This window comes from Aminobacter aminovorans, from assembly GCF_900445235.1.
GTDB classification, from domain to species: Bacteria; Pseudomonadota; Alphaproteobacteria; order Rhizobiales; family Rhizobiaceae; genus Aminobacter; species Aminobacter aminovorans.
In genome coordinates this window covers 34,125-58,351 of the sequence record NZ_UFSM01000001.1, presented here as the reverse complement: position 1 = coordinate 58,351, position 24,227 = coordinate 34,125, and the positions used below count along the sequence as shown (strand labels likewise).

The 24,227-nt window shown below is 63.8% G+C and carries 22 protein-coding genes; 19 read left to right on the top strand and 3 right to left on the bottom strand.

Going from position 1 to position 24,227, the window contains the following annotated elements; all coding sequences use genetic code 11:
- Positions 1-28 precede the first annotated feature (28 nt).
- Positions 29-316 carry a BufA1 family periplasmic bufferin-type metallophore gene (locus tag DY201_RS00270; protein ID WP_115733497.1) on the bottom strand — a complete coding sequence of 96 codons (288 nt, stop codon included), beginning with the start codon at positions 314-316 and terminating at the stop codon, positions 29-31.
- Positions 317-508: 192 nt separating this feature from the next.
- On the opposite strand from DY201_RS00270, the gene DY201_RS00265 reads away from it, so the two are divergent.
- The 4 genes from DY201_RS00265 to DY201_RS00250 all read left to right on the top strand — a co-directional run bounded on the left by DY201_RS00265 (position 509) and on the right by DY201_RS00250 (position 5,940).
- The gene (locus tag DY201_RS00265; RefSeq protein WP_115729364.1) at positions 509-1,045 is read left to right on the top strand and encodes a sigma-70 family RNA polymerase sigma factor; all 537 of its coding nucleotides are present in this window, start codon (positions 509-511) and stop codon (positions 1,043-1,045) included.
- Positions 1,046-1,055: 10 nt separating this feature from the next.
- Positions 1,056-1,694, top strand: a complete 639-nt coding sequence (locus DY201_RS00260; RefSeq protein ID WP_115729362.1) for an NrsF family protein — start codon at positions 1,056-1,058, stop codon at positions 1,692-1,694.
- 89 nt (positions 1,695-1,783) lie between these two features.
- Complete coding sequence (gene lepA / locus DY201_RS00255; protein WP_115729361.1) at positions 1,784-3,592, top strand: translation elongation factor 4; 1,809 nt, start codon at positions 1,784-1,786, stop codon at positions 3,590-3,592.
- Between the two features lie 374 nt (positions 3,593-3,966).
- Entirely contained in the window at positions 3,967-5,940 is a 1,974-nt protein-coding gene (locus tag DY201_RS00250) for an FAD-dependent oxidoreductase (RefSeq protein ID WP_115729359.1), read from the top strand.
- A 127-nt stretch (positions 5,941-6,067) separates the two neighbouring features.
- Here the strand turns inward: DY201_RS00250 and DY201_RS00245 are convergent, their stop codons facing one another.
- Positions 6,068-6,532: a hypothetical protein gene (locus DY201_RS00245; RefSeq protein WP_165915963.1), complete on the bottom strand. Its 465-nt coding sequence runs from the start codon at positions 6,530-6,532 to the stop codon at positions 6,068-6,070.
- A 160-nt stretch (positions 6,533-6,692) separates the two neighbouring features.
- Between DY201_RS00245 and DY201_RS28660 the strand changes: the two genes are divergently transcribed.
- The 7 genes from DY201_RS28660 to olsA all read left to right on the top strand — a co-directional run bounded on the left by DY201_RS28660 (position 6,693) and on the right by olsA (position 14,521).
- Positions 6,693-6,872, top strand: a complete 180-nt coding sequence (locus tag DY201_RS28660; protein WP_131922376.1) for a hypothetical protein — start codon at positions 6,693-6,695, stop codon at positions 6,870-6,872.
- A gap of 342 nt (positions 6,873-7,214) precedes the next feature.
- Positions 7,215-7,853 (top strand): CDGSH iron-sulfur domain-containing protein, encoded by a 639-nt coding sequence (locus DY201_RS00230; protein ID WP_115729355.1) that lies wholly within the window; start codon positions 7,215-7,217, stop codon positions 7,851-7,853.
- 213 nt (positions 7,854-8,066) lie between these two features.
- Positions 8,067-10,100: a hydantoinase/oxoprolinase N-terminal domain-containing protein gene (locus DY201_RS00225; protein ID WP_115729353.1), complete on the top strand. Its 2,034-nt coding sequence runs from the start codon at positions 8,067-8,069 to the stop codon at positions 10,098-10,100.
- A gap of 147 nt (positions 10,101-10,247) precedes the next feature.
- Positions 10,248-12,419, top strand: a complete 2,172-nt coding sequence (locus DY201_RS00220; RefSeq protein ID WP_115729351.1) for a malate synthase G — start codon at positions 10,248-10,250, stop codon at positions 12,417-12,419.
- A gap of 95 nt (positions 12,420-12,514) precedes the next feature.
- Positions 12,515-13,198, top strand: coding sequence for a tRNA (adenosine(37)-N6)-threonylcarbamoyltransferase complex dimerization subunit type 1 TsaB (gene tsaB, locus DY201_RS00215; RefSeq protein WP_115729350.1), 684 nt, complete (start codon positions 12,515-12,517; stop codon positions 13,196-13,198).
- Complete coding sequence (locus DY201_RS00210; RefSeq protein WP_115729348.1) at positions 13,195-13,683, top strand: GNAT family N-acetyltransferase; 489 nt, start codon at positions 13,195-13,197, stop codon at positions 13,681-13,683. Before tsaB ends, DY201_RS00210 begins: the two co-directional genes overlap by 4 nt.
- A gap of 37 nt (positions 13,684-13,720) precedes the next feature.
- On the top strand, positions 13,721-14,521 hold the full coding sequence (olsA, locus tag DY201_RS00205) for a lyso-ornithine lipid O-acyltransferase (protein ID WP_115733495.1): 801 nt from the start codon (positions 13,721-13,723) through the stop codon (positions 14,519-14,521).
- Between the two features lie 111 nt (positions 14,522-14,632).
- Here olsA and DY201_RS00200 read toward each other — a convergent pair whose 3' ends face one another.
- Complete coding sequence (locus DY201_RS00200; RefSeq protein ID WP_115729346.1) at positions 14,633-15,340, bottom strand: outer membrane protein; 708 nt, start codon at positions 15,338-15,340, stop codon at positions 14,633-14,635.
- A 280-nt stretch (positions 15,341-15,620) separates the two neighbouring features.
- Here DY201_RS00200 and miaB point away from each other — a divergent pair, with 280 nt between their 5' ends.
- The 8 genes from miaB to trmB all read left to right on the top strand — a co-directional run bounded on the left by miaB (position 15,621) and on the right by trmB (position 24,195).
- On the top strand, positions 15,621-17,021 hold the full coding sequence (gene miaB, locus DY201_RS00195) for a tRNA (N6-isopentenyl adenosine(37)-C2)-methylthiotransferase MiaB (protein ID WP_115729345.1): 1,401 nt from the start codon (positions 15,621-15,623) through the stop codon (positions 17,019-17,021).
- Between the two features lie 74 nt (positions 17,022-17,095).
- On the top strand, positions 17,096-18,088 hold the full coding sequence (locus tag DY201_RS00190) for a PhoH family protein (protein ID WP_371746544.1): 993 nt from the start codon (positions 17,096-17,098) through the stop codon (positions 18,086-18,088).
- 18 nt (positions 18,089-18,106) lie between these two features.
- On the top strand, positions 18,107-18,619 hold the full coding sequence (gene ybeY, locus DY201_RS00185; RefSeq protein ID WP_115729343.1) for an rRNA maturation RNase YbeY: 513 nt from the start codon (positions 18,107-18,109) through the stop codon (positions 18,617-18,619).
- Between the two features lie 26 nt (positions 18,620-18,645).
- A complete protein-coding gene (locus tag DY201_RS00180; protein WP_115729341.1) occupies positions 18,646-19,716 on the top strand; it encodes a hemolysin family protein in 1,071 nt (356 codons plus the stop codon).
- An 87-nt stretch (positions 19,717-19,803) separates the two neighbouring features.
- Complete coding sequence (lnt, locus tag DY201_RS00175; RefSeq protein WP_115729339.1) at positions 19,804-21,396, top strand: apolipoprotein N-acyltransferase; 1,593 nt, start codon at positions 19,804-19,806, stop codon at positions 21,394-21,396.
- Between the two features lie 140 nt (positions 21,397-21,536).
- A complete protein-coding gene (locus DY201_RS00170) occupies positions 21,537-21,956 on the top strand; it encodes a helix-turn-helix domain-containing protein (protein ID WP_115729337.1) in 420 nt (139 codons plus the stop codon).
- A gap of 255 nt (positions 21,957-22,211) precedes the next feature.
- Positions 22,212-23,477, top strand: coding sequence for a methionine adenosyltransferase (gene metK, locus DY201_RS00165; protein ID WP_115729335.1), 1,266 nt, complete (start codon positions 22,212-22,214; stop codon positions 23,475-23,477).
- Positions 23,478-23,493: 16 nt separating this feature from the next.
- Positions 23,494-24,195 (top strand): tRNA (guanine(46)-N(7))-methyltransferase TrmB, encoded by a 702-nt coding sequence (trmB, locus tag DY201_RS00160; RefSeq protein ID WP_115729334.1) that lies wholly within the window; start codon positions 23,494-23,496, stop codon positions 24,193-24,195.
- Positions 24,196-24,227: the final 32 nt, after the last annotated feature.

Genomic DNA, 24,227 nt, shown 5'->3' with positions numbered 1-24,227 from the left:
GGGCCCCGTTTGCGTCAGCTCCGGCGCCTTACATCTTTGCCGGTTCGAGCATGCCCCTGTGGCCGCCGACGTCCATCGTCGTGCAGGTGCCGGCCGGCACGGCCTTCCAGGCGTTGCCCTGGTAGTCCATGGTCGAGGTGCCGGCGCAGGTGGTGCCGGCGCCGGCGGCGCAATCGTTCTGGCCCTTGAGCGAAATGCCGTAGCACTTTTCCATGCCGACCATTTTTTCGGCGGGCAGCGGAGCGGCAAAGACCGACGAGGTCAGTGCGGTGGCGAGCGAGCCGGCAAGGGCGAGCGCGAGGGTCTGGCGATTCATCATGTTCTCCTGATAAAGGATTGACAGGGAAGCGTTCCGCATCCCATGCCGACGACTTCGCCAGCGTCTCGCCGTTCGTTACGCAGTCAAAGAACACGCTTTCGTGAGTAAGTTGACCGGTGATGTGAGGATATTTCTGCGTCGCCCGAAGTAACAAAATGCTTTGTTTCGACGTAGAGGAGGAAGCCAAGCTTGACGAGGACGGATGATGCCGAACTCGCCCGGCTTTTCAGGGCGGCAATTTCAGGCGACCACAGCGCCTACGCGATGTTTCTCGAAAGCGTGAGCCAGCTGGTGCGCGGATACTGCCGCAGGCGTATCGTGCATGGTGGCGTTGACCCGGAGGATGTCGTGCAGGAGGTTCTGCTCGCGATTCATCTGAAGCGTCATACATGGCGTCAGGACGAGGCGGTGACGCCGTGGGTCTACGCCATCGCCCGCTACAAGCTGATCGACGCTTTCCGCCGTCGCGGCAAGCGTATCGAAGTCGATATCGCAGACTTTGCCGAAACCCTTGCCGAGCCCGAACGGGAAGAGGTTGGCGAGCGCGACATCGGCCGTGCGCTCGACGGATTGGCGCCGGTGCAGCGCAGTGTCGTTGCCTCGGTTTCGGTCGAGGGCGCTTCGATCGGCGAAACCGCCAATGCGCTTGGAATGACGGAGACGGCCGTGCGGGTGGCACTGCATCGCGGCCTCAAGGCGATCGCGCGTCGCTTCACACAGGACTGACGGAACGGAAATGGAAACGAAGGATCTCATCAAGGCGATTTCCTGCGACGCGGCAGCAGCCCGGCGTTCGTTCGGCACACTGCTGCTCGCCGCCTTCGTCGTGGCGAGCGTCATTGCCGCTATCGTCTTTTCCATCGTCGCCGGCCCGCGCGCCGATTTTGCCGCCGCCGCCGAAACCTGGCGCTTCCTGCTCAAATTCGTCGTCACCCTGGCGCTGGTTGGCACTACGGCCGCGCTGGCGTTGAGCCTTGCCCGCCCCGGTGCACGCCTCGGCATGCGGCTCGGCCTGCTCGCCGTGGCGCCGACCATCCTGCTCGGCGCCATCCTCGTCGAGCTCACCACAATCCCGTCGGCCGAATGGGCGACAAGGCTCGTCGGTACCAATGCCCGTATCTGCCTGACGCTGATCCCGCTCATCGGCCTCGGCCCGCTCGCGGTCCTGCTCACCGCCATGCGCCAGGGCGCGCCGACGCGTCCCAGCCTCGCTGGTGCCGCCTGCGGCCTGCTTGCCGGCGGCCTTGCCGCCACGCTTTATGCCGCGCATTGCTTCGATGACTCGCCGTTCTTCGTCGCCACCTGGTACACGCTGGCCATCGCCATCCTGACCGCCGTCGGCGCCATCGCTGGGCGCTACGCGTTGCGCTGGTAGCAAAGGCCGGCGCAAAGCCGCGCTGCGTTTTCCCTGCTTGTTAACCGCCCTGCTTGTTAAGCTTTGCCGCCCCTGCTAAAGCGCGGCGCATGACCACACCGCTCGACCACATCCGCAATTTCTCCATCGTTGCTCATATCGATCACGGCAAGTCGACGCTTGCCGACCGGCTGATCCAGTCCACCGGCGGACTGGAACTGCGCGAGATGACCGAGCAGGTCCTCGACAACATGGACATCGAGCGCGAGCGCGGCATCACCATCAAGGCCCAGACCGTTCGCCTCAACTACCGCGCCAACAATGGTGAGGATTACATCCTCAATCTGATCGACACGCCCGGCCACGTCGACTTCGCCTATGAAGTCTCGCGCTCGCTGTCGGCCTGCGAGGGATCGCTCCTCGTCGTCGACGCCAGCCAGGGCGTCGAGGCGCAGACGCTGGCAAACGTCTACCAGGCGATCGACAACAACCACGAGATCGTCGTCGTCCTCAACAAGATCGACCTGCCCGCTGCCGAGCCCGAGCGCATCAAGGAGCAGGTCGAGGAAGTCATCGGCATCGACGCATCGCAGGCCGTCTACATCTCGGCCAAGACTGGTCTCGGCATTCCCGACGTTCTGGAAGCGATCGTCACCCAGCTGCCGCCGCCGCGCGAAGGCGACGCCGAGGCGCCGCTCAAGGCGATGCTGGTCGACAGCTGGTACGACACCTATCTTGGCGTCATCGTTCTGGTCCGCATCATCGATGGCAAGCTCAAGAAGGGCCAGACCATCCGCATGATGGAGACCAATGCCAAGTACCTGGTCGAGCGCACCGGTGTCTTCACGCCCAAGATGATCCAGGTCGACGAGCTCGGCCCAGGTGAGTTCGGCTTCTTCACCGGCTCGATCAAGGAAGTGGCCGACACCCGCGTCGGCGACACCATCACCGAGGACAAGCGCCCGACCGCCAAGGCCCTGCCGGGCTTCAAGCCGGCCCAGCCTGTGGTGTTCTGCGGCCTGTTCCCGGTCGACGCCGCCGACTTCGAAGACCTGCGCGCTGCCATGGGCAAGCTCCGCCTCAACGACGCCAGCTTCTCCTTCGAGATGGAAACCTCGGCCGCACTCGGCTTCGGCTTCCGCTGTGGCTTCCTCGGCCTGCTCCACCTCGAGATCATCCAGGAGCGGCTCGAGCGCGAATTCAACCTCGACCTCATCGCCACCGCCCCCAGCGTCGTCTACCGCATGAACCTCAATGACGGCTCGGTCAAGGAACTGCACAATCCCGCCGACATGCCCGACGTGGTCAAGATCGCTGCGATCGAGGAGCCGTGGATCCGTGCCACCATCCTCACCCCTGACGACTATCTCGGCTCGATCCTGAAACTGTGCCAGGAGCGCCGCGGCATCCAGGCCGACCTCAGCTATGTCGGCAAGCGCGCCATGCTGGTCTACGACCTGCCGCTCAACGAGGTCGTGTTCGACTTCTACGACCGGCTGAAGTCAATCTCCAAGGGATACGCCTCGTTCGACTACCACCTCACCGACTATCGCGAAGGCGACCTCGTCAAGATGTCGATCCTGGTCAACGAGGAGCCGGTCGACGCGCTGTCGATGCTGGTCCACCGCACCGCCGCCGAAAAGCGCGGCCGCGTCATGGTCGAGAAGCTGAAGGAGCTGATCCCTCAGCACATGTTCAAGATCCCGATCCAGGCGGCGATCGGCGGCAAGGTCATTGCCCGCGAAACGATTTCCGCCCTACGCAAGGACGTCACCGCCAAGTGCTACGGCGGCGACGTCACCCGCAAGCGCAAGCTGCTCGAGAAGCAGAAAGAGGGCAAGAAGCGCATGCGCCAGTTCGGCAAGGTCGATATCCCGCAGGAAGCCTTCATCCAGGCGCTCAAGATGGGCGACAACTAACGTTCTCTTTTTCCTTCTCCCCGTTCACTGGGGAGGAGGACCCAGCCAACGGTCGCTTCAGTCGACAATGATGTGTCGACTGAAGCGACAAACGCCCGGAGCCATACCGTAGGGCGGTGGCCCGCAGCCGGATGAGGGGCGGCGCAAACTCTGCGCCAGCTCCTAAAATTATCAACGCCGCGCGCCGAATCGTGCCCCCGGCTTACCTCGCCCTTCGGCAATCGGGGCATCCATCCGAAGTCATCCTGCAGTGCAAAACCGTATTGCACCGCAGCGTCGAATTATTCGTCGCCACGCGTCTTCGACTGTTCTGTCGATTTACTGACATCGTGAAGATGGCTAGCCTTCCCTCGCATTCTGCCAGAGGGAACATCATGAACTGGACTGAAAAGGACAAGAAACTGGGTATGGATCGCGCCATATCCAGGCGCGATTTCATGGACGGCGTGGCGATGGCGATCGGCGGTGCCTTGGCGTTGCGCGCCATGGGCCCCGGCCGGGCGCATGCCCAAGCCGGCCCCGTTGCCTACCCGCCCGCCGCTGGCGGCCTGCGAGGCCAGACCGATGCTGCCCAGAATGTCATGCATGCCGTCCGCGACGGCACCTACTGGTCCGATGCCGGCCCGGTCACTGATAGCGCCGAGAGCTACGACCTGGTGGTCGTAGGTGCGGGCATTTCGGGCCTTGCCGCCGCTCACGCCTTCCGCAAGCAGGCCGGCCTCGACAAGCGCGTGCTGATCATCGATCCGCTCGAGGATTTTGGCGGCCACGCCATGCGCAACGAATTCACCGCCTCGAACGGCGCCAAACTCATCGGCTATGGCGGCAGCCAGTCGATGCAGACGCCGAGCTACTTCAGCCCGGCCGTCAACGCGCTGCTCGCGGACATCGGCATCGAGCCGAAACGCTTCGAAACCTTCTACGACCAGAAATGGTCCGACGATCGCGGGCTTACGGGCGCCATCTTCTTCTCGAAGGAGCAGTGGGGCGAAGACAAGCTGGTCATCCGCAAGGGCAAGCCGGCTGAGTGGGTGGCCGAGACGCCGCTCAAGGACAAGGCCAAGGCCGACCTGATCCAGCTTATGGAAGCGCCCGGAGACTATCTGCCCGGCCTGAGCCGCGAGCAGCGCCTGGAGAAGCTGTCGGAGATCACCTACAGGGCGTTCCTGCTCGACCACGCCAAGGTCGACCCTGAGGTCGCCGACTATTTCGCGACCTCCACCAACGGCTATTTCGGCGTCGGCATCGATGCCGCGAGCGCGCTCGACGCGCGCGCCAACGGCAATCCGGGCTTCGACAGCATGGATCTCGGCGAAGCCGTGTCGAAATACAACAGCCCGTCCGGCCGTCTCGCCTTCACCGACCCCGACGACTACATCTACCATTTCCCCGACGGCAATGCCGGCATCGCCCGCGCTCTGGTACGCGCGCTGGTGCCAAGCGCGCTCGCTGGCACGACAATGGAAGATCTGGTCACCGAAACCGTCGACTATTCAGCCCTCGACAAGCCGGAAAACCCTGTCCGCATCAGACTGAATTCGACAGTCGTCAAGGTCGCGCATGATGGCGCCCCAGACAGTGCCGGTTCGGTCGCCGTCACCTATGCCGATATCAAGGGCAAGCCGGTCAGCGTCAAGGCCGGGCACGTCGTGCTCGCCTGCTGGCACCGCGTCATTCCCTATCTCACCAACGAACTCGGCACTGAGCAGATAGCTGCCCTCAACGACCAGCAGAAGGTGCCGCTGATCTACACCAACGTCCAGCTCCGCAATTGGGAGGCATTCGACAAGCTCAAGATCGACGGCTTCAGGGCGCGCGGCGATTTCTGGAGCGGTGCCGACATCGATTTTCCCGTTTCGATGGGCGCCTACAAATTTGCTGACAAGCCGGGCGATCCTGTCGTCCTGCATTTGTCCAAGGTGATGACCAGCCCGGGCCTTGCCCCGCGCGAACAGGCGCTGGCCGGGCGGCGCGCGCTGTTGACGTTGAGCTTCGAGGAAATGGAACGTTCGATCCGCGATCTGCTCGGCCGCGCCCTGTCAGGCGGCGGCTTCGACCCCGCCCGCGACATCGAGGCCATCACCTGCAATCGCTGGTCGCACGGCTACGCCTACGAATACATGCGTCCGGGCGACCGCTTCTGGCCCGATGGCCCGCTGCCCATCGAAGCCGCGCGCAAGCCCTGGGGCCGCATCGCAATCGCCAACGCCGACAGCGGCGCTTACGCCTACGCCCATTCGGCGATCGACCAGGGCGTCCGCGCGGTGCGTGATTTGCTCGGCACGCCGGAAGGCGCCCCGGACTACGCGCGCTTCCCGGGGCCGCCGGCGGAGAAGATCGGACTCTGAGGCAGGCGATCAACGCTTTTTCCCTTCTCCCCGTTCAAGGGGAGAAGGTGGCCCGCAGGGCCGGATGAGGGGCGGCGCAAACCATCGTGTCGGCCATCACGGATACGCAACATGAGGGGGTCGATCGTTACCTCCCAAACCGCATCACCCAGTTAAGCTCCCACGTCTCGCCGCCATCCCTGGACATTGCCTGTTCCCAGCGCGGGCTTGCACCCGGAGTCCATAGAAACCGCACGCGCACCGGCACACCACCTTCGATATCGTCGCCATGGAAGATGCCGCGGCCGTCCTCGAACCGCCCGACGGTCGGCGGGAACAGCCGGTAACTCTTTGTGTCGCTCCAGTAGATCGACCACAGCCTTGTCTCGGGGTTGTAGAGCCTGAGCGTCATGCCGGTGAAGCCGCGCTCTGGCACCGTCATCTGGTCGAGATTGCCGCCGAACGTGCCGTCGGGTGCCTGCATCACCTTTTCGATGTGCGAGAAGGCAGAAAAAGTCTCCCACTCGGTTGACCCCACCAGCCGCTCGCGCAGGCGTTCGTTGGTCACCGTCCAGTCGCCAATCAGGAAATCGAAGTCGTCAAAGCCGCTCATGCCATCCTCCCTTGGTTTGCCCAGGAATAGCAGACCCCTGCTGACAGGCTTCTGTCAGCAGCTGCCCACGAGGGCCGGCAAGCGATGGCTTGACCTTGCCGGTACCTCGGGCTCATCTGCTGCCGCGATCCCGCCACACCTTGCCCTTAACGCCCGCCCCATGAAACTGCTCGCCGCCTTCCTTGCCCTGGCAATCCTCTCCGCCTGCGCTGCCCGCGCTAGGGTGCCCCCGGCACCCGTCGCCGCCCCGCCGGCGGCAGTGCAGCCTGCCGTCGAACCGCTGCCGGCAGGAGTGAAACCGCTGACGGTCGAGCAGGACGAGCAGATTTCGCAGGGCTGACGGACGATCTTGTCCCGTAGGCTCCTGCGCTATTTCCTGCTTGGTAGTGTTTCTTCGCACCCCCCCTCTGCCCTGCCGGGCATCTCCCCCACAAGGAGGGAGATTAGTCGCGTCGCCGGCGGCGCAAGTCCTGCAAGACTGCGGGGGTTCAGCTTACTGTCTCAGCGATTGGGCGCGGCGACGATGACAGCGTGATCTCCCTCCTTGTGGGGGAGATGGCAGGCAGGCCAGAGGGGGGCGAAGGAACGCAAGCTCTCAGAATCTGCGTCTAGCGCAAGCAGCCCTTGCCAGCGCACGCCGTAACGATAAGCTCCACCCATATCCACGGAGGCCGCGAAATACATGGCCAAGGGCATGGTCGAGGGCGAGAAGATCGATGTCGGTTTTTCCGGTCGTCGCTGCATCCATTCGCGCAACTGCGTTCTCGCCAATCCGCATGTCTTCGAGCCCAATGCGCCGGGCGAGTGGATCCATCCCGACGCGGCGTCTGTCGAGCAGATCGTGGCGATCGCCGAAAGCTGTCCTTCGGGCGCCATCACCTATCGCCGCAGGGATGGCGGGCCGGCTGAGGCGCCGCCGGTGGTCAACACCGTTCGCATCCGCGAGAACGGGCCGCTCGCCCTGCATGCCGAGATCGTCTTCAATGGCGAGACCTTCCATCGCGCCACCTTGTGTCGCTGCGGCGCCTCTGAGAACAAGCCGTTCTGCGACGGCAGCCACACCAAGACCGGCTTTGCCGCGACCGGCGAGCCGGCGCTGAAGGAAAGCCAGCCGCTCGCCGTCCGCGACGGCCCGCTGGTCGTCACGCCGCAGGCCAATGGCAACCTCAAGCTCGAGGGCAATGTCGAGATCGTCACCGGCACCGGCCACACGATCGACCGCGCGACAAAAGTCTGGCTTTGCCGCTGCGGCCAGTCGGCCAACAAGCCCTGGTGCGACAACACCCACAAGAGCGTGTCGTGGTCGACCGAAGGTCGATGACAAGCCAACGATTTGGCTTGGCAAACGGCTAAGCGCCCGGAGCCATAGCGGAGGGCAGGCTTCGTCGCGAGACAGGCGTGCGCGGCACGAGGCAGGCAGAAAATGGGGAAGCGCCTTGGGCTGCCCCCCTGCTTGGCCGCAACTGGCCAATTTTGCTTTGCGGGCGATATCGGCTAAGCGGGACGGAGCCCACCAAGTCCGGAACATCAGCGCATGCACGCCAGCCATCCCCTTAATCTCGGCCCCCTCTATCTCGGGATCGACACCGGCGGCACCTACACTGACGCCGTGCTGTGGTCCGAGGCACATGGCCCGCAGGGCAAGGTGCTGGCCAAGGCTAAGTCGCTGACCACCCGCCACGACCTGGCTGTCGGCATTGCGGGCGCGGTCGACGCGGTGCTGGACAAGGCGGGCGTCAATCCCGCCGCCATCAAGCTGGTGTCGATGTCGACGACGCTTGCCACCAACGCGCTTGTCGAGGGCCAGGGCGGGCGCGTGGCGCTGGTGATGATCGGCTTCTCCGAGGCCGACCTCGCCCGCGACGGGCTGAAGACCGCGCTCGGCACCGACCCGCTGGTGCTGTGCGAGGGCGGCCATGACGTCCACGGCAACGCCCGCACGCTTGATCTCGGAGCCCTCGAAGCGGCCTTGCCGGAATTGGCGAAATCCGTCTCGGGTTTCGCCGTCTGCGCCTATTTCGCCACCCGCAACCCGGCCCATGAGATCGCCGCCCGCGACCTCATCCGCGAGGCGACGGGCATGCCAGTCACCACCAGCCACGAGTTGTCGGCCAAGCTCGGCGGCCCGCGCCGGGCTCTGACTACCTTGCTTAATGCCCGCCTGATCTCGATGATCGACCGCCTCGTCGCCGCGACCGAAGGGTTTCTCGACAAGCGCAAGATCAACGCGCCCTTGATGGTGGTGCGCGGCGATGGCGCGCTGGTGTCTGCCCAATTCGCCCGCCAGCGGCCGATCGAGACAATCCTGTCCGGTCCCGCTGCCAGCCTCGTCGGCGCCCGTCACATGACCGGGCTCGACAATGCAGTTGTCTCCGACATTGGCGGCACCACCACCGATGTCGCCGTACTCGACCACGGCCGCCCACGCCTCGATCCCGAGGGCGCCACCGTCGGCGGCTTCCGCACCATGGTCGAGGCTGTCGCAATGCGCACCTTCGGCCTCGGTGGCGATTCCGAGGTGGCGCTGGAGGAAGGCGGGCTGAAGCCGAAGATGTCGCTCGGCCCGCGCCGCCTTGTGCCGCTGGCGCTTGCCGGCATGGTCCATGGCGAGGCTGTGACTGTGGAGCTGGAACGCCAGCTGCGCGCCCCCAATCCCGGACGCATGGATGGCCGTTTCGCTGTGCGCACCGGCGTGCCCGAGCAACTGGCGGCAGGGTTGACCGCGCCGGAGGCAAAGCTCTACGACCAGATTACCGGCGTGCCGCAGCCGATCGACCGTTTGCTCACCTCCAACGCCCAGAATGCCACGCTCAACCGGCTGGTGTCGCGCGGGCTTGTCCATGTCTGTGGCTTCACGCCTTCGGATGCCGCCCATGTGCTTGGCCGCCAGGCCAATTGGGACGAGGCGGCGGCAAGGCTCGGCGCCGAGCTGTTCGCCCGCAAGCGCGACGGTCGCGGCCAGCCGATCGCGGCGAGCCCGGAGGCGATTGCCGAACGCGTGCTGGCGACGCTGACCCGCCTGTCGGCGGAGGTGATCCTCGAAACCGCATTCGCCGAGGACGGGCTCGACGGTGCTGCAACCGTGGCACACGCGCTGGTACAGCGCGCGGTCGACGCCCATCCCGGTATCGCTCGCTTCACGGTTGCGCTCGACCGTCCGGTCATCGGTCTCGGTGCCTCGGCCCCGCTGCATTATGCCGGCCTGCCGCCATTGGTCGGCAATGAATGCGTGGTGCCCGAGGATACCGACGTCGCCAATGCGCTGGGTGCCGTGGTCGGCCAGGTCCGCGTGACGGCCGAGGCGCGTGTCAGCCAGCCCAAGGAGGGCCTGTTCCGGGTCGCGGTCGGTGAATTGCTGCGCGACTTCACCGACGAGGAGGCGGCAATGGCTTTGGCGGAGGCCGAAGCGCGCGCCATCGTTGCCGGAAGAGCCCGCGACGCCGGCACCGATGCCGCCGAGATCGATGTGGCGATCGACCTCAAGGTCTCGACGGTCGAAAGCCAGCGCATGTTCATCGAGGCTCATGTGCTTGCCACTGCCAGTGGCCGGCCCCGGATAGCCGTTTGACGGCTAAATCGATTTGCAGCGGCGAGGTCAGTAAATCATTGCTGCCTTGCAACATTCGACGAATTGACCCTGCGCGTTTTGCGTGCCAAACGCCCGAAAACGTTATTTAGAACGCCCCTGCGGCGCCGGAATTCTGGAGCGCATCTCATGACCGATACTGTCTCCCTTCATGGCCTTTCTGTTGCGCGCGCGCTCCACGACTTCGTGGTCTCGGAGGCTCTGCCGGGGACGGGTGTGGATGCGGATGCGTTCTGGGAGGGTTTTGCCGCGATCGTGCATGATCTGGCGCCGAAAAACCGGGCGCTTTTGGAAAAGCGCGACGACTTCCAGCTCAAGCTCGATGCCTGGTACCGCAAGCATGGCGCCCCGCACGACATGGCGGCCTACAAGGCGTTCCTGAGCGAGATCGGCTATTTGGCCCCCGAGGGGCCAGCCTTTGCTGTCACCACCGAGAATGTCGATCCCGAGATCGCCACCGTCGCCGGGCCGCAGCTTGTAGTGCCGGTGATGAATGCGCGTTATGCGCTGAACGCCGCCAATGCGCGCTGGGGTTCGCTCTATGACGCGCTCTACGGCACCGATGCGATCCCGGATGCCGACGGCGCCGAGAAGACCAAGGGCTACAATCCCAAGCGTGGCCAAAAGGTCATCGCCTGGGCCAAGGCGTTCCTCGATCAGTCCGCACCGCTGGCGTCGGGCAACTGGTCTGACGTGACTGCGCTTGCGGTCGAGGGCGGCACGCTCAAGCTTGCCACCGCTGCCGGTTCGGTTGTACTGGGCGACGGCAAACAATTCGCCGGTTATCGCGGCGAGGCAAAGAATCCCGATGCGGTGCTGCTGGTCAAGAACGGCCTGCATGTCGAGGTGGTGGTCGACAGGGACAGTGCGATCGGCAAGACCGATCCGGCCGGTATCGCCGACATGATCCTGGAGTCCGCTCTCACCACCATCCAGGACTGCGAGGATTCGGTCGCGGCAGTCGACGCCGAAGACAAGGTCACCGTCTACCGCAACTGGCTCGGCCTGATGAAGGGCGATCTCGCGGAAAGCTTCGACAAGGGCGGCAAGCTTGTCACCCGCAAGCTGAACGCCGACCGTTCCTATACCGGTGCCGACGGCAAGACCGTTTCGCTGCCCGGCCGCTCGTTGATGCTGGTGCGCAATGTCGGCCACCTGATGACCAATCCCGCGATCCATGACCGTGACGGCCACGAGGTGCCCGAAGGCATCATGGATGCGGCGATCACCGCGCTGATTGCGCTTCATGACGTCGGCGCCAACGGGCGTCGCATGAATTCCCGCGCGGGCTCGATGTATGTGGTCAAGCCGAAGATGCATGGTCCCGAGGAAGTTGCCTTTGCCGTCGAGATCTTCGACCGCGTCGAGCGGCTTGTCGGCATGCCGCGCAAGACCATCAAGATGGGCATCATGGACGAGGAGCGGCGCACCACGATCAACCTCAGGGAATGCATCCGTGCCGCCAAGGAACGCGTGGTGTTCATCAACACCGGCTTCCTCGACCGCACCGGCGACGAAATCCACAGCTCGATGGAAGCCGGCCCCATGGTGCGCAAGGGCGACATGAAGCAGGCGCCATGGATCAATGCCTATGAGGCCTGGAACGTCGACACCGGGCTCGAATGCGGCCTGTCGGGCCATGCCCAGATCGGCAAGGGCATGTGGGCGATGCCCGACCTGATGGCAGCGATGCTGGAGCAGAAGATCGCCCACCCACGCGCCGGCGCCAACACCGCCTGGGTGCCGTCGCCGACGGCAGCGACGCTTCATGCCACCCACTACCACAAGGTCGACGTGCATGCCGTCCAGGCCGAGCTGAAGAGCCGGCCCAAGGCGCGGCTCGACGACATCCTGTCGGTGCCAGTCGTCGTTCGTCCCAACTGGACGCCCGACGAGATCCAGCGTGAGCTCGACAACAATGCGCAGGGCATCCTGGGTTATGTCGTGCGCTGGATCGACCAGGGCGTCGGCTGCTCCAAGGTTCCCGACATCAACGACATCGGGCTGATGGAAGACCGGGCCACCTTGCGCATCTCGTCCCAGCACATCGCCAACTGGCTGCGCCACGACGTCTGCTCGCACATCCAGGTGATGGATTCGCTGCAGCGCATGGCGGCGATCGTCGACCGGCAGAATGTCGGTGATCCGCTCTACAAGCCGATGGCGCCCGAGTTCGACCAGTCGACCGCCTTCCGCGCCGCCTGCGACCTCGTCTTCGAAGGCCGCGCCCAGCCCAACGGCTATACCGAACCGGTCCTCCACAAGCGCCGGCTCGAGCTCAAGGCGAAGGAACGGGGCTGAGCTTTGCCAACGGAATGCTAAGCAGTCCGTGGTAAATTGGACGACATGAACGCATTCCGTTGCAGCCATCTCCGGCGGCCGATCCGGAGCAAGAAATGATCCTGCTCGCCATCGACTGTGCCGCAAGCCTCTGTGCCGCCAGCGTCTACGACGTCGGCGCCGGCCGTGAGCTTGGCCGTTCCGTTCGTGACCTCGGCAAGGGTCATGCCGAGCACCTGATGGGCGTCATCGACGAAGCCTTGGCACAGGCCGGCAAGAGCTATGCCGATCTCGCGCGGATTGCCGTTTCCACCGGTCCGGGATCATTCACCGGCGTGCGGGTTGCGGTATCGGCGGCGCGCGGCTTTTCGCTGGCGCTGAAGGTCCCGGCAGTCGGCGTGACGACGCTGGAGGCACTGGCCGCCGAAACGCGCCAGGCGCTCGGCCCGCGCAAGGTGCTTGCCGCCCTCGATGCCGGCCGCGCGGAACTGCATGCGGCCGTCTATGATGAAGATGGGCGGGCGATCCGCCAGCCGGCGGTCCTGACACCCGACGAGGCGGCTGCCATTGCCGCCTCGGAAACGATCGCGCTGGCCGGCACCGCGGCGCAGCTGATCGCCGGCGCTGCCACCGGCAAGGTGTTCGCGTTCGGGCCCTTGTCGGCCACCGCCGACATCCGCACCTATGCCCGCATCGCAGCCGGCAAGGCCGGCGATGGTGAGCGACCGAAGCCGATTTATCTGAGAGCACCGGATGCCAAGCCGCAGGCTGGCTTCGTGCTGCCTAGGGAAGAGAAATGAAACTGCCGTTCTGGCCGCTGAAGCGCGACTATGCCCTCGAACTCCTGACAACAGGCGACAGCGCCGCAATCGCTCCCTTGCATCGCGAGGATTTCGTCAGGCCGTGGTCGGGCGAGGAATTTTCGGCACTTCTCGAACAGGACACGGTGTTCGGCTTTGCCGTCCGCGAGATCGGCCACGGCGCCGAAGCACCCGCCGGCTTCGTGCTGGCAAGGCTCGCCGCCGGCGAGGCTGAAATCCTGACGATTGCAGTGTCGCGGTCGCACCGCCGCCATGGCGTAGGCTGGCGCTTGATGGACGCGGTGTTGCGCGAACTGCACGCCCAGCGTGCCGAGGCGCTGTTCCTCGAGGTCGACGAGACCAATGCACCGGCAATCGGCCTCTACCGCAAGTTCGGCTTCCACGAGGTCGGCAAGCGCCCGAACTATTACCAGTCGGCGCAAGGGGCGACGGGCGCGCTTGTCATGCGGCTCGATCTTCGCTAGCCAGAAGCCCGAAATCAATAAGGGCGTCGAGCGCTACATGATCGGAAAGATCCGTACGGGGCTCGCGCTCTTCTGGATGGTTGCGGCCTCGCTGGTGCTGGTGCCGCTGCAACTCATCTCGATGAAGACCGGCTTGTGGCCGGAAACCGTGATCCTGAAGATCTGGCACCGCGCCATGCTCAAGGCGCTCGGCATGCGCGTGCATGTCGTCGGTGAGATGGTGAAGACCCGACCGCTGATGATCGCCTCCAACCACATCTCCTGGACCGACATCATGGCGATGGGGTCGCGTTTCGACGTCACCTTCATCGCCAAGTCGGAACTCAATGGCTGGCCGATCTTCGGTTTCCTGTCGCGGCTGCAGCGCACGGTCTTCATCGAGCGCGAGCGCAAGCGCAAGTCTGGCGACCAGGCCAGCGAGATCGCCAGGCGTCTCGCCGCCGGCAATGCCATGGTGCTGTTTGCCGAAGGCAGCACCGGTGATGGCAACATGCTGTTGCCGTTCAAGAGCACGCTGTTTGGTGCCGCCTCGATGGCGATCGCCGAAGGCGCCGCCGAACATGTCGTCATCCAGCCGGTGTCGATCGCCTATACCCGCATCCACGGCATTCCGCTTGGCCGCCAGCATCGCCCGCTTGCCAGTTGGATCGGCGACATGGACCTGGTGCCGCATGTCGGCCAACTGCTGGCCGAAGGCGGCCTCGACGTCGAAATCCGCTTTGGCGAACCGATCGACTTTTCCGCCAAGTCGAGCCGCAAGGAAGCGACGCGGCTGATGGAAGAGCGGGTCCGCGACATGATGCAGCAGTCGCTTGGTCAGCCGTTGCCGGCGCGCTGACAATTGCCAGGCGGCAACGGCTTGCAATTGCAGGCCGGCGCGGTGAGGTGACGACAGCGCCAAATCTGAGTGAGCAAGAAACCCCGGTTGGAGCGGGGGTTAAAGTTGAGATCAGAACTTCTTGGCGATGCCAATTCGGATCATATGGATATCGTCGGAGACCTTGTAGGTCGCGTCGTATTCATCGGTTCGGTCATGCGAGCCAAAATCCGAATAGGAGTAATCCAGGCGCCCGACCCAGTTGTCCGTGAAGGCATGTTCAAGGCTTGCGCCAACAGTGAACCCGGCTTTTGCCCGGCTTTCGAAGATCGAACCTTCGGGGTCCGGTTCGCCGTCGTCGGTGTCACCATATCCGTAGTCGATATCGGCGACGATCAATCCGGCCTTCGCTGAAATGAGCGTGCGATCTACCGCAAACCCCACGCGGCCAACCAGGCTGCCATAGAGGCCATACTCTGTTTGGCCGAAATAATCTTCCCCTTCGGGTTCCCAAAAGCTGTCCTTGGCTCCGAGATACCCAAGCTCGCCTTCGAGACCATAAACCAACCGGCCACGCTGCCAGTTGTAGCCGGCAACCGCTGCGCCGGCGAACCCGCCAGGGCTCAGGTCTGCTCGGTCCTCAGGAGCTGATCCGTCGAAGCCACCGTCGGAAACTGCAGTGGAGTCGCCAGTTCCATATCCGAGCATTACGCCGGCATAGACACCAGACCAGTTGTATGCGGTCGAGCCTGGTTCAACCACAACAGTGTCTGCGGCCAGCGCGTGATCGCAGATACCTACCGCCAAAAGACCAGCGAACACTCCAACCTTCAATTTCATCACCCAGATCCCCGCTGCCAATTCAATCAATAGTTGGCCGAATATTCTATCGCTGAGACTGTGGGCAATACGGCAAATGCCGTATTTGGGACGGCGCGAGAGAGCCTATCAGTACCTGTATTTGACGCCGATCTTTGGAGAAACCGCGTTGGGCGGCGGTGCCGGATGCGAAGTGGTGGCCATCCTGTCCAGACCGCCGCACGTCGTCCAGCCACGACTAGTGGCACCGAAGGCGTAAAGCGTCTGTTTTTTCCCGTTGAAAGGCGCTAATAGGCGCCGCATGGAAATCGACGATATCGCTGAAATCATGCCGGCCAACAAAGCCGACGCAGCAACGGGCGCTGCCAAGAAGGTCTTCATCAAGACCTATGGCTGCCAGATGAACGTCTACGACTCGCAGCGTATGAGCGATGCGCTTGCCGCCGACGGCTATGCCGCGACCGAGACCATCGAAGACGCCGACCTGATCCTGCTCAACACCTGCCATATCAGGGAGAAGGCCGCCGAGAAGGTCTATTCGCAGCTCGGGCGCCTGGGCAAGCTCAAGGCCGAGCGCGCGGAAAACGGCCGCGAGCTGATCGTCGGCGTCACCGGTTGCGTCGCCCAGGCCGAGGGCCGGGAGATCCTGCGCCGCGCGTCGGCGGTCGACCTCGTTGTGGGGCCGCAGACCTATCATCGCCTGCCCGAAGTGGTGAAGAGGGCGCGTGGCGGCCAGAAAGTGATCGAGACTGAATATGCGCTCGAGGACAAGTTCGAGCATCTGCCGCAGCCGAGGAAATCCGAGGTCGCCAAGCGCGGCGTCACCGCCTTCCTGACCGTCCAGGAAGGCTGCGACAAGTTCTGCACCTTCTGCGTGGTGCCCTATACCAGGGGCTCGGAAGTGTCGCGCTCGGTCGCCCAGATCGTCACCGAGGCTGAAAGGCTGGCCGAGGCCGGCGTGCGCGAGGTCACCTTGCTTGGGCAGAACGTCAACGCCTGGCACGGCGAGGGCGCCGACGGCAAAGAGTGGGGGCTTGGGCGCTTGCTTTTTCGCCTCGCCGAGATCCCCGGCATCGCACGGCTGCGCTACACCACCAGCCATCCGCGCGACATGGACGACGAACTGATTGCGGCCCATCGCGACCTGCGCGCCCTGATGCCCTACCTGCACCTGCCGGTGCAGTCGGGCTCGGACCGCATCCTCAAGGCGATGAATCGCAAGCACACGGCATCGGACTATCTCAAGCTGATCGACCGCATTCGCGCCGCCCGCCCTGACATCGCCATGTCGGGCGATTTCATCGTCGGCTTTCCCGGCGAGACGGATGAAGATTTCGAGGCTACAATGGAGATCGTGCGCCAGACCAATTACGCCTCGGCCTACACGTTCAAATATTCGCCGCGTCCGGGCACGCCCGGTGCCGAAATGGACGGCCATGTCGAGGAAGAGGTCAAGGACGAGCGCCTGCAGCGGCTGCAAAAGTTGATCACCGAGCAGCAGCACGCATTCGCCGACGGGCTGGTCGGACAGACGATTTCGACCCTGATCGAAAAGCCGGGCCGCCAGCCCGGGCAGATCGTCGGACGGTCGCCCTGGCTGCAGCCGGTTATTGTTGATGAAAAGGCCGGCGAAATCGGTGACATTGTTGATGTGCGAATCACGAAGACAGGCACCAACAGCCTGTTCGCCGAGGCGGTCTGATCGGCCGTACGGCAGATGAGGAGAGACGGTTGAGCGCTGCTGAACTCAAGAACCTGCCCTCCGGGGCGTCTGACATGGCGCACATCGTACTGACCTTCGACAACAACAAGCTAGCCAGTGCGCTTTATGGCCAGTTCGACGAGAACCTGGCCCGTCTCGAACAGAAACTCGGCGTCGACATCCGCTCGCGCGGCAACCAGCTGACCATCAAGGGCAGTGCCACCGCAGCCGAGCAGGCGCGTCGCGCGCTCGATCATCTTTATGCCATCCTGCAGAAAGGCGGCGAAGTGGCGCAATCCGACGTAGACGGCGCCGTGCGCATGGCAGTTGCCCCCGACGACCAGCTGACGCTGCCGACACTGGAGCGCAAGGGCAAGATGGCGGCCGCCCAGATCTCGACGCGCAAGCGCACGATCTACGCCCGCTCGCTCAACCAGGACGCCTATATGCGGGCGCTGGAGCGCGCCGAGCTCGTCTTCGGCATCGGCCCTGCCGGCACAGGCAAGACCTATCTCGCAGTGGCGCATGCCGCCATGCTGCTCGAACGCGGCATGGTCGAGCGCATCATCCTGTCGCGACCGGCGGTGGAAGCGGGCGAACGCCTCGGCTTCCTGCCTGGCGACATGAAGGAGAAGGTCGATCCCTATCTGCGGCCGCTCTACGACGCGCTCTACGACATGATGCCGGCCGACAAGGTCGAGCGGGCGATCGCAGCCGAGGTCATCGAGATCGCGCCGTTGGCCTTCATGCGTGGCCGCACGCTGGCCCATTCGGCCGTCATCCTCGACGAGGCGCAGAACACCACCTCGATGCAGATGAAGATGTTCCTGACCCGTCTCGGCGAAGGCTCGCGCATGATCATCACGGGCGACCCGACGCAGATCGACTTGCCACCAAATACCAAGTCGGGCCTCGTCGAGGCGCTGCGTATCCTCGACGGCGTGCCGGGTGCCGTGACCGTGCGCTTTAACGACGCCGATGTCGTCCGTCATCCGCTCGTCGCCGAGATCGTCAGGGCCTATGACCGTGACGGCAAGGTCGCCCGCGGCCTTGGCACCGAGGGTTGATCGGGGACGGTTTTGGTCATGCCTGACAAGAAAACACCGGCGTCCGCCGTTGCGGCGGGCGCTCTCGACATTGACTTGATGATCGAGGAAGGCGGTTGGCCGGACGAAGATACGCTGCGTGCAATCGTCGACCGTGCCGTGCCTGTTGTCCTTGTCGAGGCTGAGGTCGAGGTGGTGGACGGCGTCGAGCTCAGCCTTGTCTTCACCGACGACGACGCCATCCAGAGCCTCAACGCCGAATGGCGCCAGAAGGACAAGCCGACCAACGTGCTGTCCTTTCCGGCCTTTCCGATGGCACCGGGCGACCCGTTGCCGCCGATGCTCGGCGATATCGTGCTCGCCTACGAGACTGTCGTGCGTGAGGCCGCGCTTGAAGGCAAGCCTCTTGAAAACCACATAACCCACCTCATAATCCACGGACTCCTGCACCTTTTGGGGTATGATCACGAGACCGACGAGGAGGCCGAGGAAATGGAAGCCCTCGAACGCCAGGCCCTGGCGAGGCTTGCCATTCCCGATCCCTACGCGTAACAGGGACGAACAACGACCGGAAGACGATGAACGACAAGCAAGAGACTGCCGCCACGCCCGATACGGGAACCCCGGCAAAGGCCTCCGACCAGACCGAGGACGGACCTAGTAGCAGTGCGCCGTTACAAGCGACGCACGACCCCCAGGCCGAGCGACCAACATTCATCGAGCGGTTGAGCCGTTTTTTCCGTCACCGCAGCAACGGTACCAATATCCGTGAGGAAATTGTCGACGCGCTGGCCGAAACCGGCAGCGACGCCGATTCGTTTTCGCCCGGCGAGCGCGCCATGCTCAACAACATCCTCAGGCTCCGCGAAGTCAGGGTCGAGGACGTCATGGTGCCGCGTGCCGACGTCGAGGCGATCGACCTGTCGACGACGCTCGGCGAATTGCTTTCGGTGTTCGAGCAGTCGGGCCATTCGCGCATGCCGGTCTATGTCGAGACGCTCGACGACCCGCGCGGCATGGTCCACATCCGCGACGTGCTTGCCCACATCACCCGTGGCGCGCACGTCAAGAAGGGCAGGACGCGCAAGGTGCAGCCCACCGACGTGCAGCTCGACCTCGCCCAGGTCGACCTCAAGCGCACGATTGGCGACCTCAACCTGATCCGGACCGTGTTGTTCGTGCCGCCGTCGATGTTGGCCTCGGACCTGATGAGCCGCATGCAGGCGACGCGCACCCAGATGGCGCTGGTCATCGACGAATATGGCGGCACCGACGGTCTCGTCTCGCTCGAGGACATCGTCGAGATGGTCGTCGGCGACATCGAGGACGAGCATGACGACGACGAGCCGATGATCACCCAGGCCGGCGATGGCGTTTATGTCGTCGACGGCAAGGCCGAGATCGAGGAAGTCGCCAAGGTTCTCGGCGAGGAGTTCTCGCCCGGCGAGCACAGCGAATATGTCGACACCATCGGCGGCATGATCTTCAATGCGCTCGGCCGCGTGCCGGCGCGCGGCGAAGTGGTGCAGGCGATCCCGGGCTTCGAATTCCACGTGCTCGACGCCGACCCGCGCCGCGTCAAGCGCGTCCGCATCGTCCACAGCGTCAAGAGCGAGCGCCGCCGTCGCGCCAAGGCTGAACAGGCGTGAGCCTGTGCCTGCCGGGCGGTCCGCCATTTGGTGCCGCCCTGCGGTGCTGCTACACCTTCGATCCGTGATTCTGCGACGAGGGCACGGATGGAGCGCCACGCTGGGCGGATAATTCTGCTGTGGGGATGGAAAAGGGCGCTTGTCGCCTTTGTGGCCGGCGCCTTTGCCGTCCTTGGGCAGGCGCCATATGATTTCTTCGCCGCCTGCTTCGTCTCATTCCCGATCCTGGTGTGGCTGCTTGATGGTGCCGTCGCCGACAGGCCCGCAGGCTTCCTGCGCCGCCTCATGCCGGCCTTTGCCGCTGGCTGGTGGTTCGGCTTCGGCTATTTCCTCGCCGGGCTCTGGTGGGTCGGCGGCGCAGTTCTGGTCGAGGCCGAGAGTTTTGCCTGGGCGCTGCCCTTCGCCGTTGTCGGCATCCCGCTGATCCTCGCCTTCTTCTATGGCTTTGCTGCCGCATTGGCGCGGCTGTTGTGGAGCGACGGCATCGGCCGTATCGCAGCGCTCGCCTTTGCCTTCGGCCTGATCGAATGGCTGCGCACCTTCCTGTTCACTGGCTTTCCGTGGAACCCGCTCGGCTTTGCCGCCATGCCCGTGCCTTTGTTCATGCAGAGCGTGACGATTACGGGCGTCACCGGCATGAACGTGCTGGCCATCTTTGTCTTCGCCATGCCGGCGCTGCTCGCCGACAGGCGCAACCTCAGGCTCGGCTTCTCACTGGCCGTGGTGCTGGTCGCGGCCCATGCGGCTTATGGCTATTTCAAGCTGTCCCGGCCGGCGCAGCCCGCCGAGCGAACCCTCAATGTCCGTATTGTCCAGCCCAACATCGATCTCACCGAGAAGTGGGACGGACGCGTCCGCGACCGCATCTTTGCCAGCATGCTGCAACTCTCGGCCGAGGCCCCCAAGCCGGGTGCGAAGAAGCCGGACCTGATCATCTGGCCCGAGACCTCGATGCCGTTCCTGTTTACCGAGCGGCCGGACGCGCTGGTGGCGATCGGCGACATGCTGGGGAGCGGTCAGACGCTGATGGCGGGCATCGTCCGCGCCGAAGGCGAATCGGTAGCCGGCGACGACACCCGCTATTACAATTCCGTTGTCAGCATCAACGACAAGGGCGAGATCGTCGACGCTGTCGACAAGGTCCATCTCGTTCCGTTTGGCGAGTACATTCCGTTTGCCGGGCTGATGGAGCGGATCGGGCTGACGCAGTTGGTTGCCGGGCCGATGAATTTCTCCGCCGGCGCCAACCGGCGTCCGCTCGAGTTGCCCGGCGGGATCAAGGCATCAGCCTTCATTTGTTACGAAATAATCTTTCCCCGCATGGTTGCGGTTGACGCAGCGTCAACTGGGATTATTGTGAACGTCACCAACGACGCGTGGTTTGGCGACACTCCGGGCCCCTACCAGCATTTCCGGCAGTCGCAGGTCCGCGCGGTCGAAAACGGGTTGCCGGTCCTGCGCGCGGCCAACACAGGAATATCCGGCATTGTCGACCCGAGCGGGCGAGTAGTGGATGCACTTGCGATGAATGTTCGCGGCACCATAGATGTCTCGCTTCCGGTGGCCGCCATTGGCGCTGCCTCGCCGCCGTTTTCGCGCGTTAACGGTTTTCTGATCATGTTGTTGATTGCCGTTGCGGCAAGTGGCTTGAAGCTCAGACAGAGGCTCAGGGCGAATTGACACTGTGCTTGTTAGAAACTCATATGTCGCCGCGCAGCCAGAAGCTGTGCCAATCAACGTCTGCACTCGGACGCAATAAACTGCCCTGAATGGGGTGCCTGCCCAAATAATAAGCTGGAAAAATCCGGCGAGGAAAGACAGTGGAAAAAGAGAACAAGAAAAAACCAAATCCGACCGACGTCTACGTCGGCGGACGCATTCGCCTGCGACGCAATATGCTTGGAATGAGCCAGGAAAAACTTGGAGAGAGTCTCGGAATTACTTTTCAACAGATCCAGAAATACGAGAAAGGAACAAACCGAGTTGGAGCGAGTCGCCTGCAGGCCATCGCTTCGATCCTGAGCGTTCCGGTTGCTTTCTTCTTCGAGGATGCTCCCGGCAGCGAGAGCGGCGAGAACAAGGGGCTGTCGGAAGATTCGTCCACGTCTTTTGTGGTCGATTTTCTGTCGAGCGCAGAAGGTCTCCAGCTCAACCGCGCCTTTGCCCGGATTTCCAACCCCAAGGTCCGGCGCAAGGTTATCGAGCTGGCCAAGGTCCTGGCCGACGACGAAGACCAATAATCTAGGAGCGCCGCGCGTCCTGACGGATGCGTAGGCGGCTCCGCGACTGCCCAAATTGCGCATCTCACTTTCCGAAGATCGCTGCTGATCTTCGGGCCGGTGCGCGAGTGCGACGGCGATGCGCCGTCGCAACTCCCTTGCATGAACAGCGCTTCCGCGACGAAAGCCTGCTTGACGAGGTCTGGCCGGCTTCGCTAACACGTGTCGCGCCAAATGATCGGCATCGCGCCGGTCGCTTTCTAGAGGGGACATCCCGTGCAGCGGCAGAATTATCTCTTCACTTCCGAGTCCGTATCCGAAGGTCACCCCGACAAGGTGTGCGACCGCATTTCCGACGAGATCGTCGATCTCGTCTACCGTGAAGCCAAAAAGACCGGCATGGATCCGTGGAAGGTCCGCGTTGCCTGTGAAACTCTGGCAACCACCAACCGCGTCGTGATCGCTGGCGAAGTTCGCGTGCCGGACACGCTGCTGAAGAAAGACAAGAACGGCCAGATCGTGAAGGACGCCGCCGGCCATCCGGTCGTCAATCCGTCCAAATTCAAGTCGGTGGCCCGCAAGGCCATCCGCGCCATCGGCTACGAGCAGGCCGGCTTCCACTGGAAGACCGCCCGCATCGACGTGCTGCTGCACGGCCAGTCGCCCGACATCGGCCAGGGCGTCGACAGCGCCTCCGACCGCCAGGGCGAAGAAGGTGCTGGCGACCAGGGCATCATGTTCGGTTATGCCTGCCGCGAGACGCCGGATCTGATGCCGGCGCCGATCTACTACAGCCACAAGATCTTGGAACTGCTTGCCACTGCCCGTCACGAAAACAAGGGCGATGCCGGCAAGCTCGGTCCTGACGCCAAGAGCCAGGTCACCGTACGCTACCAGGACGGCAAGGCCCACGAAGTCACGCAGATCGTGCTTTCGACCCAGCACCTCGACGGCAGCTGGGATTCGGGCAAAGTCCGCAAGGTTGTCGAGCCCTATATCCGCGAAGCCCTTGGCGAACTCGAGATCGCCAACGACTGCAACTGGTACATCAACCCGACCGGCAAATTCGTCATCGGCGGTCCCGACGGCGATGCCGGCCTGACCGGCCGCAAGATCATCGTCGACACCTACGGCGGCGCGGCCCCGCACGGCGGCGGCGCGTTCTCCGGCAAGGACACTACCAAGGTCGACCGCTCGGCAGCCTATGCCGCGCGCTACCTCGCCAAGAACGTCGTTGCGGCCAAGCTCGCAGAACGCTGCACCATCCAGCTGTCCTACGCCATCGGCGTGGCCCAGCCGCTGTCGGTCTATGTCGACCTGCACGGCACCGGCAAGGTCGACGAGGCGGTGCTGGAGGACGCGCTGCGCCAGGTCATGGACCTGTCGCCGTCGGGAATCCGCCGCCACCTCGACCTCAACAAGCCGATCTACGCCAAGACCTCGTCCTACGGCCATTTCGGCCGCAAGGCTGGCCGCGACGGGTCTTTCTCCTGGGAGAAGACCGATCTGGTCAAGGCCCTCAAGGATGCGGTCGCCGCCTAAGGCGACCGTAATATCGATGGAACAGGAACCGCGCCGCAGCCGCTCGACGGAAGCCTTCTTCGGGCGTCGGCGCGGCAAGCCTATCCGCCCGTATCAGGCGGAAGCGCTTGAAACAGGACTGGCCCGCCTTGGCATTGACCTTGGCGTGGCCGCTCCCGCCGATCTTCGCACGATGTTCGAAGCCGAGGTTTCGAAAGTCAGGCTCGAGATCGGTTTCGGCGGCGGCGAGCATCTTCGCCACATCGCCGCGAACAATCCCGATGACGGCTTCATCGGCATCGAGCCCTTCGTCAACGGCATGGCCAAGATGGCGGCAGCGCTCCATGAAAAGCCGCTCGCCAACATCCGTCTTTATGACGAGGACGCCACCCAGTTGCTCGACTGGTTGCCGGAAGCCTCACTCGACGGCATCGATCTGCTCTATCCCGACCCGTGGCGCAAGAAGAAGCACTGGAAGCGGCGCTTCGTCAGCCCCGTCAATCTCGATCGCTTCGCCCGCGTGCTGAAAACCGGCGCCAGGTTCCGCTTCGCCTCCGACATCGACACCTATGTCAACTGGACGCTGCAGCATTGCCGCGCCCATCCTGCCTTCGCATGGCAGGCCGCCGAAGCCGCCGACTGGCACACGCCCTACGAGGGCTGGACCCGTACGCGCTACGAAGCCAAGGCGATCCGCGAAAACCGCACGCCGGCCTATCTGACGTTCGTCAGGGAGTAGACGGCGCTTTTTCCTTCCCGCCAGATGCGAGG

What these genes read in the sequence shown, in the direction of transcription:
- DY201_RS00250 (WP_115729359.1), top strand. Translation starts at nt 3,967, where the DNA reads ATGAACTGGACTGAAAAGGACAAGAAACTGGGTATGGATCGCGCCATA.
- DY201_RS28660 (WP_131922376.1), top strand. Translation starts at nt 6,693, where the DNA reads ATGAAACTGCTCGCCGCCTTCCTTGCCCTGGCAATCCTCTCCGCCTGC.
- miaB (WP_115729345.1), top strand. Translation starts at nt 15,621, where the DNA reads ATGGAAATCGACGATATCGCTGAAATCATGCCGGCCAACAAAGCCGAC.
- tsaB (WP_115729350.1), top strand. Translation starts at nt 12,515, where the DNA reads ATGATCCTGCTCGCCATCGACTGTGCCGCAAGCCTCTGTGCCGCCAGC.
- trmB (WP_115729334.1), top strand. Translation starts at nt 23,494, where the DNA reads ATGGAACAGGAACCGCGCCGCAGCCGCTCGACGGAAGCCTTCTTCGGG.
- DY201_RS00220 (WP_115729351.1), top strand. Translation starts at nt 10,248, where the DNA reads ATGACCGATACTGTCTCCCTTCATGGCCTTTCTGTTGCGCGCGCGCTC.
- DY201_RS00180 (WP_115729341.1), top strand. Translation starts at nt 18,646, where the DNA reads ATGAACGACAAGCAAGAGACTGCCGCCACGCCCGATACGGGAACCCCG.
- DY201_RS00210 (WP_115729348.1), top strand. Translation starts at nt 13,195, where the DNA reads ATGAAACTGCCGTTCTGGCCGCTGAAGCGCGACTATGCCCTCGAACTC.
- lepA (WP_115729361.1), top strand. Translation starts at nt 1,784, where the DNA reads ATGACCACACCGCTCGACCACATCCGCAATTTCTCCATCGTTGCTCAT.
- ybeY (WP_115729343.1), top strand. Translation starts at nt 18,107, where the DNA reads ATGCCTGACAAGAAAACACCGGCGTCCGCCGTTGCGGCGGGCGCTCTC.
- DY201_RS00270 (WP_115733497.1), bottom strand. Translation starts at nt 316, where the DNA reads ATGAATCGCCAGACCCTCGCGCTCGCCCTTGCCGGCTCGCTCGCCACC.
- lnt (WP_115729339.1), top strand. Translation starts at nt 19,804, where the DNA reads ATGGAGCGCCACGCTGGGCGGATAATTCTGCTGTGGGGATGGAAAAGG.
- DY201_RS00245 (WP_165915963.1), bottom strand. Translation starts at nt 6,532, where the DNA reads ATGAGCGGCTTTGACGACTTCGATTTCCTGATTGGCGACTGGACGGTG.
- DY201_RS00230 (WP_115729355.1), top strand. Translation starts at nt 7,215, where the DNA reads ATGGCCAAGGGCATGGTCGAGGGCGAGAAGATCGATGTCGGTTTTTCC.
- DY201_RS00200 (WP_115729346.1), bottom strand. Translation starts at nt 15,340, where the DNA reads ATGAAATTGAAGGTTGGAGTGTTCGCTGGTCTTTTGGCGGTAGGTATC.
- DY201_RS00225 (WP_115729353.1), top strand. Translation starts at nt 8,067, where the DNA reads ATGCACGCCAGCCATCCCCTTAATCTCGGCCCCCTCTATCTCGGGATC.
- DY201_RS00260 (WP_115729362.1), top strand. Translation starts at nt 1,056, where the DNA reads ATGGAAACGAAGGATCTCATCAAGGCGATTTCCTGCGACGCGGCAGCA.
- olsA (WP_115733495.1), top strand. Translation starts at nt 13,721, where the DNA reads ATGATCGGAAAGATCCGTACGGGGCTCGCGCTCTTCTGGATGGTTGCG.
- DY201_RS00190 (WP_371746544.1), top strand. Translation starts at nt 17,096, where the DNA reads ATGGCGCACATCGTACTGACCTTCGACAACAACAAGCTAGCCAGTGCG.